Here is a 12678-nt window from a genome sequence, read left to right on the forward strand (position 1 = left end):
TATATTTCCGTACAGAATGCCTCGGTGCCTTATTTGGAATCCTCGACCCACCATTTGTTGATCCCGAAGAAGTAACCATAGGACAGAGCAGCTACAGGAGCGTCTTCTGCTGCGTATTTCACGCGTGGTCCAAGAACTTCAGGCGTACCATATTGGTACAAGAAGACATAAGGAAGGTTGGTGGAAATTTGTTGAGCGACTTGCTTGTAAATTTCTTTACGTTTCTCTTGATCCGTCGTGGAGTAGCCGTCCACCCACAGCTTGTCCAGCGTCGGGTTGTTGTACCAGCCGGAGTTTTGACCGTTCGGCGGGAAGTATTTGGACGAGAAGATCGACTCGCTGTCCGGATCCGGACTATTGAGCGACCACGAAAGCAGGATCGCCTGGAATTTGCCCGGATTGATGTTTTGCTCGATCCAGGAAGAGAAGTCGATTGCTTTCGGCGTTACAGTGATTCCAACAGCTTTCAGGTTGTCCTGAATGACGGCGGATACAGCTTCGCGGCGGCTGTTGCCGGCATTGTATTGAAGCTCGAACTCGAATTTCTGACCGTTTTTGGACAGAATTCCCGTTTTCGGATCTGCAACCCAGCCATCTTCAGCAAGCAGGGCTTTCGATTTTTCTACATCATAGTTGTAGGTGACCGCGTCTGCGCCCGGATCAGCCCATGTGCCTGGCAGGAACGGCGCGTTCAGAGCTTGCCCTGTGCCTTTCAGGACATTGTCGAGAATGCCTTGACGGTTCAGGGCATAAGCGATCGCTTGACGGGTTTTTTCGCCGGCGAACGGAGAGTCTTTGCCTCCCCAGTTCATTTTGTTGAAGTTGAAGCTCATGTACTCGTACAGCGGGCCCGGAGCAAGCAGGACGTTCAGGCCTTTTGCTTTGACGGCTTCAACCTGGGTGACCGGAATGCCGCTGACCATATCGATGTCGCCTTTGATGATGGCTTGTACGTTCGTGTTCTGGTCGGCGTAAATTTTGTAGATGACTTTGTCGATGTTGACGTCATTTACGTCCTTGGCCCAGTAGTTGGCATCTTTTTCGAAGCTCAGATATTGCTTTTGCTTCCATTCCGTCCATTTCCAAGGACCGTTTGTCACAGCTTTGGCAGGATCGGTGCCGAATGCGTTCTTTTCCAGCTCTTTAAGCGGAATGTCCTTCAGAACATGGGAAGGAACGATGCTGGAGACCAGTACGTTGATGAATGGAGCGTAGACGGATTTCAAGGTAATCTTAGCCGTTTGCGGATCGATTACTTCAACTTTATCCACCTTGTCGTAGGAGCTGATGCCAGGGGAAGCAGCTTCCGGGTTCTTTAGGGTGTCGAACGTATAAGCGATGTCGTCTGCCGTTACCGGCTGGCCATCGTTCCATTTCGCATTGGCTTTCAGCTTGACGGTGTAAGTCTTGCTGTCTTCCGAAATTTCCGGAAGGCTTTCGAGCAGGGACCAAGGCTGTGCTACGATGTTGCCGTCCTTGTCATAGTCCAGAAGGTTGGAATACATAAAGTAAGCCGCATCGCCAGAAGAAGTATCGGCAACATAAATCGGGTTGGTCGTCACGATGTCGGAGAACGTTCCGACCGTCAGCGTGCCGCCCTTTTTAGGACCGGCCGGATCCGTCGCGCCTGCGTTCGCAGCCGTGTTGTCGGTCGGTGCTGTCGATGCCGGCGTATTTGTCTTTGCGCCGGAATTGCTGTTGCTGCCGTTGTTGCTGTTGCTGGAGCAACCTGCAACCAAAACCCCCATTACGGACACACCCACGAGCAAGGTTTTCCACTTGAATGAACCTGCCACTCCACATTCCTCCTTGGCTCTAGCCAAAACATGTCATTTCCGGTTCCAATTGTAGCACGGTTTTTAACGTCCGAATATAGATTGTTCTGAAAATAATTAAAATTTTATTAACTGCATAATTATTCATAGATTCTTTTTATGGGGGGAGCGCTTACAATCAAGCCGCTGTAAGGTCCGTGGCATCTTTAAAAAGGGAAGTAGAATTGTAGATAGTATGCGTTTTAGGGGATAAACAAACAAAATGTCTCAAAAAACGGGATTTTTTTTACCATTCGAAACTAGTCTGGGAGTGAGCTTTAAACCATTATTTTTTCCAATACTTTTTTATGATTTTCATTGTTTTTTGATGCAACGCTTTAACGCAATATATAATTAATACGTTAAACAATAATTGCGCTTCATTGGAATTATTTTCCCTTTCCGACGCCTGAACCCGTCCTCCCGACAGCAAAAAAGCCATCTCCGCAAGAAGGGGAGACGGCTTTCCGACATAGGGGACTATTGATCTAGAATGGATTCAAAAGCGCTCTTGTCGAGCTTCTGCACGAGCGCGAACAAAAGCTCCTTGGCCGCCGCATAATCATCGATATGCATGATGGATGCCGCCGTATGGATATACCGCGCCGGCAGGCCTATGACCGCAGAAGGCACTCCGATGCCGGAGAGATGGACCTGACCCGCATCGGTTCCGCCTTGGGAGAAGTAATACTGGTAACGGATGTTGCCTTCCTCGGCCGTCTCGCGGATGAATTCGGCGAGGCCTCTGTGCGTGATCATGCCGGGATCCTGGATGCGCAGAAGGGCTCCCTTGCCCAGCTGTCCCATCGCATTGCGGTCTCCGGTCGCATCCGCCGCGGGACTGGCGTCCAGCGCCAGGAACAGATCGGGCTGAACGAGATTCGCCGCCGTGCGGGCTCCCCTGAGGCCGACCTCCTCCTGCACGGTCGCTCCGGCATAGATGACGTTCGGATGCTTCTTGCCCTTCAGCTCGCGGGCAAGCTCGATCGCGAGCCCGACCCCGTAGCGGTTGTCCCAAGCCTTGGCCATGATTTTCTTGGGATTCGCCATCGGCGTGAACGGACATACCGGCACGATCGCCTGTCCGGGCCGGATGCCGTAGGAGAATGCTTCCTCCCGGCTGTCGGCGCCGATATCGATGAACATCGACTTCACGTCGACGACCTTGCTGCGGGAAGCGTCGTCCAGCAGATGCGGCGGCGTCGAGCCGATGACCCCGATGACCGGCCCGTTGTCGGACACGATCTCCATGCGCTGGGCCAGCATCGTCTGGGCGTTCCAGCCGCCCAGCGTGACGAATTTGATCATGCCGTTGTCCGTAATGGCCGAAACCATGAGCCCGACCTCGTCCATATGCCCGGCCACCATGATCCGCGGCCCCTGCTCGTCGCCGCGGAGAACGCCGAAGATGCTGCCCAGGCGGTCGCGCACAAGCTCGTCCGTGAAGGCGGCCAGCTGGCTTTCCACATAGTTGCGCAGCTCCTTCTCATGGCCGGGAACGGCGCGCATCTCCGTCAAAGTCCGGAACAGTTCAAGCGTTTCTTCATTCATCTTTCCTTGCCTCCTGATAACAGCAGAATGATTCCAGTATACCTGATTCGCCGCGGCATGCCCACGCGCGCATCATCCATGCCGCTCCTGCAGCGGATGATCGGGCGCATCGAGGCTTCTTCGTGCCGGAATTCGGATCCGGATCGCCGTCCCTTGCCCACCCATCCCGGTTTCGATCGAAATCCCGTAGCTCTCTCCATAATAGAGGCGGATCCGCTCATGCACGTTGCGGATGCCATAGCCTTGCCGGCTGCGCCCTGTTTCCCTGAGCAGCTCCTCCGCCAGGCCGCCAGGCATCCCGATTCCATCGTCGGCCACCTTGAATTCGATGACGGGATGAATGCCTGTCTTGAGCTCCGCGGATATCGAGATTGTAATCCGGTCACCCTTCCAGGCATGCTCCAGCGCATTTTCCACGAACGGCTGGAGAATCAGTTTGATCGTCATGTAACCGAGCAGCCGCTCGTCCCACTGATAGCCGACTGCGACGCGGTCGCCGTATTTGACCTGCTGGATGGCGAGGTAAGCCTGGATCTGATCCAGCTCGTCCGCCGCAGGAATGATGGTTTTCCCGTCGTTGAGCGACATCCGGTAGAAGCGGGCCAGATTCATGATCATCTGATGCTGCTTGTCCACTTCGCCGAACTTCGCCAGCCTGCTGATCGATGAGAGGGTATTGTAGAGGAAATGCGGATTGATCTGCGCCTGCAGCGTCTCGAGCTCCGCCTCTTTTTTGCGCAGCTTCGTCAGGTACACCTCCTGGATGAGGTTGTCCGTCTGTGCGCCGAGTTCGTTGAGGGCATCTGCGATCATGGAATACTCGTCCTGGCCTCTGTACTGGATCCGTCGGCGATAATCGCCCCGGCGGAACGACTGGAGGACCGAGATGACCTTGCCGATCCGCTTCGTGAACGCGCGCGTGACGAACAGGGCGACGCCGATGATCGCCACCATGCTGATGCCGCAGACGAGCACGGTGAGCCAGGTGATTTTGCGGGCATCGGCCTGCAGGACCTCCTCCGGAATGACCGCGATCAAGCTGTACTGGAGCCCCGGCAAAGGCTCGCGGATGACAAGGCTGCCCCTGCCGGCTTCCTCCGCTCCTGACGCAGGGGCAGGCGCTTGGACTTTATCGATATCCATCCCCGAAGCATGCAGCACCTTGCCGACTTCATCCACAATATAGAGGCGGCTGCCGGGCATGATTTTCTTGGCGTCCACGCTGTCGAACAAATCGTTGAAATAGACGCTGATCCGGACCAGGCCGAGCTCCTTCAGATCGGATGGCGTGTAGGTATCCACAATCCGGCGGATCAGCGAGATCCTTCCGAACTTGGCGTCGTCTCCGATCTGGACCCACTTCATCGTCACGTCGTACTGCTCTTTCGGAAGGGACTTGTACCATCCCTCCCCCTGGATGCGGGACAGATGGAGGATTTCAAAGGAACGGTTGTTGGACTTGAGAATATCCTCGCCGTCCTTGCTCAGATCATAGATCTCGTTGTACACCTCGTTCTTGATGTACACCGACATTCTCATGCTGCGGTCCGTGGAATTGATCGCTTCCCAGAATTTCGGCAGCAGCACCTTCTTGGTCGCGTCGTAGTTGGCCCAGCCCTCTTCCTTGCTCTTGAGCGCCCTGACCAGCATGCTGTCCTGGTAGAGCATGTCGGTGATGCGGACGGTATCGTCGATCCGGTAGCGGACGTTGTCCTCCATCTGCCTTAGAGTGCCGCGGATGTTGTTCTCCGTCTGGGAGCGTACGGAGCCGACCATGATGGAATTCGCGATCCAGCCGAGCAGGGCCAGAGGAACCATCGTAAGAAGCACATAAGACGCGAACAGCTTCATGCCGAGCGGAATGAATCCCCTCTGCCGCCTGCCTTTCATTCCCGCCTCCTGTATTCGTTAGGCGTCACGCCGAACGTCTCCTTGAACTGACGGCTGAAATACGGCATGTATTTATAGCCGACGCGATCCGCGATCTCATAAATCCGAAGCCGGGTCCCCCTCAGCATCTCCCCGGCGATCTTCATCTTCCGGTCGATCAGATGCTCGCTGAAGTTGATTCCCGTCTCTTCCTTGAACAAGGCTCCCAAATAATTGGGCGAAAAAGCGAACGCATCCGCAACCTCCTTCAGCGTGATGTTCTCATGGAGGCGGCTCTCCACGTACTGGACGACTTCCGCGATCAGCCTGGCGTTTTTGGACGGCTTGGAGGAAGCCGCAGCAGGCAGGCTCTGACCCTGTTCTGTCGGCGGCTCCTGTGCCGATGGCGCTTGTGTCGGCGGCTCCTGTGCCGATGGCGCTTGTGTCGGCGGCGTCTGCGCCGATGGCTCCTGTGTCGGCGGCGGCGTCTTCATAGATGGCATCTGCGCCGATGGCATCTGCGCAGGCAGCGGCAGCCCCGACGACGCGAGTGCCGCCTTCTCCCTGTCGAGCTGGTCGGCCAGCTTGCGCAGCGCCTGCTCCAGCTCCGCATCATCCATCGGCTTGAGCACATAATCCCATGCGCGGAGCGACAAGGCCTGCTTCACGTAGTGAAAGTCCTGATAGCCGCTCACAAAAATGACCCGAATCCGTTCATGAAGCCCGAGCGCCTTCTCGGCAAGCTCAAGGCCGGACATGCTGGGCATATGCACATCCGTCACCAGAATATCAACCGGCTCCCGGACAAGAATCTCATACGCATCGAAGCCGCTGTGCACCGCCCCGACAATCTCCAGCCCTATCGACTCCCACGGAATAAAGGTCTGCATGCCCTTCAGATCCAGCTCTTCGTCATCCACGATCAGAACCTTGTACATGATGTCTCCTCCCTTGCCGGCTGGCGGCATGCCCCGCCTTCTGATCGGCAGTCCGCGCAGTCGGCGGATAAGGCATGATGGGCCGCTCCGGCCGGAATGTAGAAATTAACCGGCGGCATGAAGAAAAAAGTCCGCCGCCCCTCCGGGACGGCGGACCTGCTTTCAGTATAGCTTTCAAACGCATGTTTGGGGATGGAAATCAGCCGTTGCTGGCAATGATCTTCTGGTTCTCATGCCATTTGTTCGTCTTGTAGTCCAGCAGCTGCTGGTAGCCGATCGCCATCGCGTCCTTGTCGGCCTTGTCGAGGATCGCCAGCACTTCCTCGTCGCTTTTCGCATACAGGGCCTTGGCGCGGGACTCGTCCCAGATCTCTTCCACGCTCGTCTGGATGATGCCTTCCTCGGAGTTCGGAGCAGGCGCGAGGTTGATGAATTCGGTCGCGTCCTTTTGCGTTTTCCACGTAATCGTGCTCTGGTACCTTGTTTCCCATGTCTTCTGGTCGTCAGGCAGAGTCGACTCGAACTTCATCTTCGATTTGTCCATGAAGGCGGAGTTGCCGACCCATTGCAGGTTGACCGTCGCGTCCATGACTTTGGTGCGGCCTTTGACATCCGTCAAATAAGTATCCTTGAAGATCGGGGAGCCTTCTTCGTCATGCCCTTCCCAATACATGCCTTCCGGTCCCCACATCAGCGTGCGGGTTCCATCCGGGCCGGTCAGCCAATCCAGGAAGGCGAAGATCTTCTCGGGATCCTTGGCGGACTTCGTGATGACGCTCACGTTCCAGCCCAGGCCCGTGTAAGTGCCGGGGAAAATCTTGTCCTTGTTCAGGCCTTCCTTGTGGATCGGCCAGATCATGAAGTAGCCGTCGTTCGGATCGGCCTTCTTCAGCTCCGCGTCTCCGGCCGAGCCGTATTCCGTCGGGCTTGCGCCGGCAAATACGGCGACCTTGCCGGTGAACGCCTTCTCCTTGACCTGGTCCTTCTTCTGCGTCATGGCGTCGGGGCTCATGAGCTTCTCGCGGAACAGCTTGGAGTTGAAGAGCATCGACTCGCGGTAGACCGGATCCTGGAAGATCGAGGTCAGCTTGTCGCCGGTGATGGCGGCGCGGTTCCCGATGGCGGCCAGATTGGCGTCTTCGGCGAAGGCGCTGTAGATGACGTCGAGCCCCTGCCCGTCTACGGCCAGATCCGGGTTGAACGGCACGACGGTCGGGAACTTCTCCTTCACAGCCTTCAAATAGGCGTAGAAATCGTCGGTCGTTTCAAGCTTCGGCGAGCCGAGCGCTTCATAATACTTTTTATTGACCAGGTAGCCGGCGTTGCCGAACGGCTGGCTGCTGTACCAGTTCGGGAACTGATAGATCTTGCCGTCGCTGGAGCGGAGCATGTTGATGTTCTTCTCTCCGACCCATTTCTTGAAGTTCGGATACTTGTCGATATAGTCGTCGAACGGCACCAGCATGTCGGCTTCGCGCAGCTTCTCGACATCCGCGCCCTTGTCGAGCCAGATGACGTCCGGAAGCTTGCCGGATGCGATCATCGTGTTCAGCTTCTGGGCGGCGTTGCCTCCCGACTGGATCGGCGTGACGTTGACCTTCATGTTGTCCATGATCCATTTGGAGGAGACGTCCCCTCCCCACTTGGGCATCGTATACCAATCATAGTGGCCGTACATGCTGTACTCCAGCGGCTCGCTGCCCACCTGCCAGCCGGCCGCCTCCGGCGCTGTCGACGCGTCTGGCGACGGCGCCGTCGAAGCCGCCGGCTCCGGAGAAGCGCCATTGTTCGCTGCCGATCCCGAATTGCCGCCTCCGTTGTTGCCTGAACAGCCTGCCAGCGCCGTTGCGGCTACCATGGCGAGAGCCATGCTCTTGAACGCAGTCACTTTCCATTTGCTCAACTCGTTCATCCCCTTTTCCGAGCTCTAAAGTCTATATTTTAAATGCACGGCCCGTTGCCGGGCTTGCGTGCTCTTAAAACCAATCGTCGCTGCAAGGATACCCTTCTCAGCCTTTCACGGCGCCGACGAGCACGCCCTTCACGAAATAACGCTGAACGAACGGATACACGCAGATGATCGGAAGCGTGGCGACCATCATCGTCGCCATCGACAGCGATTTGCCCGTTATGGTCTTCATTGCGGACAGTCTGGCCTGCGCGGCGGAGTCGAGCTGCTGCATCTGCTCGGTCATGATGTTCGAGTTGAGTATTTGCTGCAGCTTCGTCTGGATCGGAATCAGGTTCTCGTTGTTGATGTAGATGCTCGGCATGAACCAGTCGTTCCAGTGCGAGATCGCCGTGAACAGAGCCAAGGTCGCGATGACCGGACCCGATAGAGGCAGCACGATCCGGAAGAAGGTTCCCCAGTAGCCGCAGCCGTCGATGCGCGCCGACTCGTCCAGCCCGGCCGGGAGTCCCAGGAAGAACGTGCGGAAGACGATCATGTTCCAGACGCTGATCAGCGACGGGATGATGAATACCCAGAAGGAGTCGAACAGATGCAGGCTGCGGATCAGCAGGAAGGTCGGAATGAGGCCGCCGCTGAAATACATCGTGATGATGCAGGCGACCATGTAGAACTTGCGGCCGACAAGCTCGCTGCGCGTCATGCCGAAGGCAAATATGGCCGTGCAAAGAATGGCGGATGCGGTTCCGACAATCGTGCGGAGCACGGAGACGAGAAACGCATGGAGGATCCGGCTGTCCTGGAACACGATTTCGTAGTTTTCCAGCGTGAAGGCGCGGGGCCATACCGTTACGCCCCCCAGAGCGGTGTCCATTCCTTCATTGAAGGACACCACCACCGCGTTCCAGAACGGATACAAGCATGTGACGGAAAGCAAGACTAAAAACGTATAGATGAATCCGGTGAAAAACCGGTCGCCGTAGCTGAGTCTGATGTTCAAGCCTCTCTTCCTCCTTCGATCCAAGATGTCATCCTACCACAGGCTGTTGCCGGATCGGCGCGCCAGCAGATTGGCTATGGTGAGCAGCGAGACGCTGACGACGGCCTTGAACAGTCCGACGGCGGTCGCATAGGAGAAGCGCTGCGATTCGATGCCCATCCTGTATACATAGGTTTCCAGCACATCCGCCACCGGCCTCAGCACCGGGTCGCTGCCAATCAGGAGGATGTCCTCGAAGCCGGCCGTAAGCAGGTTGCCGACGGCAAGGATGAAGAAGATGATGATGACCGGCATGATCGTCGGAAGCGTGACGACGAACATCTGCTTGAACCGGCTCGCGCCGTCCATGGAGGCGGCTTCGTACAGGCTCGGGTCCACTCCGGCGATCGCCGCCAAATAGACGATGGAGCCGAAGCCGATTTCCTTCCAGACATTGGCCGAAATGAGGATGCTCCAGAAATGCTCCGGCATGTTGAGCCATCCGACCGGCTCGTCGATCAGATTGACCGACTGGAGAAGCATGTTGAGGCTTCCGTTCTCCGTCGAAAGAATGGACATGGCCAGTCCCGAAACGATGACCCAGGATAGGAAATGGGGCAGGTAGCTGATCGTCTGCACGATCCGCTTGAAGTAGCGGCTGCGGACCTCATTGAGCATGAGCGCGAGCAGAATCGGCGCCGGGAAGCAGATGAACAGCTTCAGAAAGCTGATGACGAGCGTATTGCGCATCACCCTGCCGAATACGGGGTCGTTGAAGAAACGCTCGAAGTGCTTGAAGCCGACCCAGGGACTTCCCGATATGCCCTTGAAGATGTTGTAGTCCTGGAACGCGGTTATGGTTCCGTACATCGGAAGATAGAAGAAGATGACAATGAGGATAAAGGCCGGTATGACCATCAATTGCAGGTCCCACTGGCGCAGAAAGCGAATGATCGCGGGCCGCTCTTTGCGGCGTTGGTGCAGGTCGACTTCCAGTTGTGCCATGTTGTTCCCCCCTGCGTCCATTGTACGTTCGGGATGGAAGCCTTTTCTATGGGTTGATTCAACGAAATATGATAGAAATCAATGAAATGTTATTTTACATCACATAATTGACCGAAATATTCACGTTTTAGAATTCCTTCTAGAAATGTATGCGCTATCCAATAAAAGTGGTTCCGTTTTCATCTGACATGGCTACCTTCCTTTCTGTCGAAAAGGGAAGTAACCTCACATTCCTTCCGCAAGGGAAGATCGGATTACCGCGACGAATGCCGTTTCGGCTCCTCCTCCATCGGCATAAGCTTAAGGAGAGGTGGGATGGCTATGCGAACCGGCAAGCGAGGAGGAAAAAAGGACTGCAATGCCTCCAGGCAGGCAAAAAGGAAAAGCGTCCGCAAACCGCGGCCCGCTTCTCCAAGCTGCATTCTGAAGGTCAGCAGGATCTATTTCTACGGCTTGTCCGACGGCGTCTGCAGAGACTTCGGCCCGGCCCGCGGAGGGTCAGGCCGCATTCCCGCCCCCAGCCAGGTCAGCTGGTACAACCTCTATGTCAACCAGTCCATCCAGCCGCCATGCTTGTACCGGATCGGGCCCAACAGCCTGCATCTGCTCAGCCGGGATGTTCCTCCCCGAGGAGCCCCTGTCCTTCTGGAGAGCGTGAGCCTCCTGCTGTCCCGGAAGCCGCGCAAAAGAAGGCGCCGGACAAAGATCCGCCACGAGCAAATGCCTGTTGCCTTGAAGACAAGTCGCTCATACGCTATCACATCTCAATGGAAAGGAGATGAAGGCGATATGCCTCCGTCCTTGATCAAAGCCTTTTTTGCCGCAAGCAGCGTTGTGAGCGGCACCGTGGATACGGTCACGTCGACCAATGTCGTCGACGCGGCTACCCGGTTCAATGCCGCCGTCACCGCGCCGATGATCGATGCGGGAGCCGGAACGACGACGATTCCCGCGACGAGCTTCCTTGACGACGGCGGGAATCCCGTCCCCGCGGGAAGCTTGCCTGCCATCGCCCCCGGCGGCTCCTTCGACGTATACGTCAACGGCATCCTGCAGCAAAGCGAGCTGTCCACGCCAAGCCCGACCGGCCTTGTCCTGGCGACAGCCGATATCCTCCCCGGCACCCCCGTCAACCTGGCCATCCACAATTACGGCGGAACGACCTCCACCAGCACCTCCACCCCCACGCTGACGGTCACGACGACAATCAACTCCTGATCGCTGCGCGCAAAAAAATCAAGCTTGACCTCCCTTCCAGCACGCGACGTCCATTGCACGGGCCGCACTGGCGGCGGACCGCCCTCACCGGCATGGAAAAGGGGTGCCCCTCGAAATCCGGGCACCCCTTGTCTTAAGTCTGGACCGTTGCTTTTGAACGCAAAAAAGCCTTCCGCGAACGGAAGGCGTCGTCATCGATATGGTGCGGTAGAGAGGACTCGAACCTCCACGGGCGTACGCCCACTACCCCCTCAAGATAGCGTGTCTGCCATTCCACCACTACCGCACGTATAGGGGAAAACCTAGGAAAAAATGGTGAGCCATGAAGGACTCGAACCTTCGACACCCTGATTAAAAGTCAGGTGCTCTACCAACTGAGCTAATGGCTCGAATATGGTGACCCGTAGGGGATTCGAACCCCTGTTACCTCCGTGAAAGGGAGGTGTCTTAACCCCTTGACCAACGGGCCTTGCAGCTTGTCCTTCAAGGAAGAACTTTTCAAACAACATGAATGAATATATCATACGAGACGATTCCGTGCAAGCCCTTTTTCAAAAAAAGTTTTGATCCGGAAAGACGGAAAATTCGCCGGCCGGCTGCCCCCGCTTCAAACAAAAAAAGACCGGATACGGTCTATTCTGTCAAGAAGAATGGCGGAGAGAGAGGGATTCGAACCCTCGCACCACTTACGCAGTCTAACCCCTTAGCAGAGGGTCCCCTTGAGCCACTTGGGTATCTCTCCGAATGGCTCCCCGAACAGGACTCGAACCTGTGACAACTCGATTAACAGTCGAGTGCTCTACCAACTGAGCTATCAGGGAACAATGAAATAAACGGTAACAAAATCTAATTTATCATGCCTCGCTGGCGCTGTCAAGCGCTGTCAAAACAAGCTTTCCCCTGCACTTTCCGCATCGGTAGCGGGCCGGATCCACCTTGCGCTTGCGCTTGTATTCCATGCGGCAGCCGGTGCAGACGAGCTTGTAGCGGAACGGAAGGGGCTTGCGCTGCTCCCTGCCCGGCAGCGGACGGCAATGCCTGGATCCGCCCGAACGAGCGAGCCATTCCTTGAAATCCGCATCCCGATGCCGGTATCCCATCCCGAGCAGATGCAAATGATAATGGCAAAGCTCATGCCGGATAATCTTCTCGGTTTCCGCGGGGCCGAAGATCTCCAGCTGCTTCGCGCTGATGTCGATGTTATGCGACTTCAGGAAGTAGCGGCCGCCCGTCGAGGTCAGCCTTCTGTTGAACGTCGCGCGGTGCCGGAACGGAATTCCGAACGCCTCCAGCGATACCCACTCCACCCATGCCTGCAGCTCCTTATCCTCCATCACCTCTGGACATCCCTCCCTCTTGAATTGTAAAGCCACCTTGGGCTACACTGTCAAGTAG

9 protein-coding genes, 5 tRNA genes and 1 pseudogene are annotated in these 12678 nt (G+C 56.3%); 2 read left to right on the forward strand and 13 right to left on the reverse strand.

The window, feature by feature from the left end; translation table 11 throughout:
• Positions 1-29: 29 nt before the first annotated feature.
• The 7 genes from CIC07_RS19820 to CIC07_RS19855 form a co-directional block, all read right to left on the reverse strand.
• Positions 30-1796 carry an ABC transporter substrate-binding protein gene (locus CIC07_RS19820; protein ID WP_327205359.1) on the reverse strand — a complete coding sequence of 589 codons (1767 nt, stop codon included), beginning with the start codon at positions 1794-1796 and terminating at the stop codon, positions 30-32.
• A gap of 498 nt (positions 1797-2294) precedes the next feature.
• On the reverse strand, positions 2295-3365 hold the full coding sequence (locus CIC07_RS19825; protein WP_076353596.1) for a M42 family metallopeptidase: 1071 nt from the start codon (positions 3363-3365) through the stop codon (positions 2295-2297).
• Positions 3366-3437: 72 nt separating this feature from the next.
• Positions 3438-5255: a sensor histidine kinase gene (locus CIC07_RS19830; protein WP_076353594.1), complete on the reverse strand. Its 1818-nt coding sequence runs from the start codon at positions 5253-5255 to the stop codon at positions 3438-3440.
• On the reverse strand, positions 5252-6172 hold the full coding sequence (locus CIC07_RS25225) for a response regulator transcription factor (protein WP_234992857.1): 921 nt from the start codon (positions 6170-6172) through the stop codon (positions 5252-5254). The genes CIC07_RS19830 and CIC07_RS25225 overlap by 4 nt, the downstream gene beginning before the upstream one ends.
• 199 nt (positions 6173-6371) lie before the next feature.
• The gene (locus tag CIC07_RS19845) at positions 6372-8084 is read right to left on the reverse strand and encodes an extracellular solute-binding protein (protein ID WP_442953331.1); all 1713 of its coding nucleotides are present in this window, start codon (positions 8082-8084) and stop codon (positions 6372-6374) included.
• 97 nt (positions 8085-8181) lie between these two features.
• The gene (locus CIC07_RS19850) at positions 8182-9075 is read right to left on the reverse strand and encodes a carbohydrate ABC transporter permease (protein WP_076356732.1); all 894 of its coding nucleotides are present in this window, start codon (positions 9073-9075) and stop codon (positions 8182-8184) included.
• Between the two features lie 39 nt (positions 9076-9114).
• On the reverse strand, positions 9115-10065 hold the full coding sequence (locus tag CIC07_RS19855; RefSeq protein WP_076353590.1) for an ABC transporter permease: 951 nt from the start codon (positions 10063-10065) through the stop codon (positions 9115-9117).
• A 321-nt stretch (positions 10066-10386) separates the two neighbouring features.
• On the opposite strand from CIC07_RS19855, the pseudogene CIC07_RS25885 reads away from it, so the two are divergent.
• Positions 10387-10656 (forward strand): annotated as a pseudogene (locus CIC07_RS25885) (hypothetical protein); the annotation flags it as partial.
• Positions 10657-10854: 198 nt separating this feature from the next.
• A complete protein-coding gene (locus CIC07_RS25510) occupies positions 10855-11283 on the forward strand; it encodes a DUF4183 domain-containing protein (protein ID WP_076356730.1) in 429 nt (142 codons plus the stop codon).
• A gap of 200 nt (positions 11284-11483) precedes the next feature.
• Here CIC07_RS25510 and CIC07_RS19865 read toward each other — a convergent pair.
• The 6 genes from CIC07_RS19865 to CIC07_RS19890 all read right to left on the reverse strand — a co-directional run bounded on the left by CIC07_RS19865 (position 11484) and on the right by CIC07_RS19890 (position 12617).
• Positions 11484-11569 (reverse strand) — tRNA-Leu (locus tag CIC07_RS19865).
• Between the two features lie 27 nt (positions 11570-11596).
• Positions 11597-11672 (reverse strand) — tRNA-Lys (locus tag CIC07_RS19870).
• 5 nt (positions 11673-11677) lie between these two features.
• A tRNA-Glu gene (locus CIC07_RS19875) sits at positions 11678-11752 on the reverse strand.
• 182 nt (positions 11753-11934) lie between these two features.
• Positions 11935-12025: transfer RNA gene (locus CIC07_RS19880), tRNA-Ser, on the reverse strand.
• A gap of 3 nt (positions 12026-12028) precedes the next feature.
• A tRNA-Asn gene (locus tag CIC07_RS19885) sits at positions 12029-12104 on the reverse strand.
• A gap of 33 nt (positions 12105-12137) precedes the next feature.
• A complete protein-coding gene (locus CIC07_RS19890) occupies positions 12138-12617 on the reverse strand; it encodes a SprT family protein (RefSeq protein WP_076353588.1) in 480 nt (159 codons plus the stop codon).
• Positions 12618-12678 lie beyond the last annotated feature (61 nt).

Origin of the sequence: Paenibacillus sp. RUD330, from assembly GCF_002243345.2 — a bacterium.
Taxonomy (GTDB): domain Bacteria; phylum Bacillota; class Bacilli; order Paenibacillales; family Paenibacillaceae; genus Paenibacillus_O.

Coding starts and splice junctions, on each gene's coding strand:
- CIC07_RS19825 (WP_076353596.1), bottom strand. CDS start 3,365: ATGAATGAAGAAACGCTTGAACTGTTCCGGACTTTGACGGAGATGCGC.
- CIC07_RS19830 (WP_076353594.1), bottom strand. CDS start 5,255: ATGAAAGGCAGGCGGCAGAGGGGATTCATTCCGCTCGGCATGAAGCTG.
- CIC07_RS25225 (WP_234992857.1), bottom strand. CDS start 6,172: ATGTACAAGGTTCTGATCGTGGATGACGAAGAGCTGGATCTGAAGGGC.
- CIC07_RS19845 (WP_442953331.1), bottom strand. CDS start 8,084: ATGAACGAGTTGAGCAAATGGAAAGTGACTGCGTTCAAGAGCATGGCT.
- CIC07_RS19855 (WP_076353590.1), bottom strand. CDS start 10,065: ATGGCACAACTGGAAGTCGACCTGCACCAACGCCGCAAAGAGCGGCCC.
- CIC07_RS25510 (WP_076356730.1), top strand. CDS start 10,855: ATGCCTCCGTCCTTGATCAAAGCCTTTTTTGCCGCAAGCAGCGTTGTG.
- CIC07_RS19890 (WP_076353588.1), bottom strand. CDS start 12,617: ATGGAGGATAAGGAGCTGCAGGCATGGGTGGAGTGGGTATCGCTGGAG.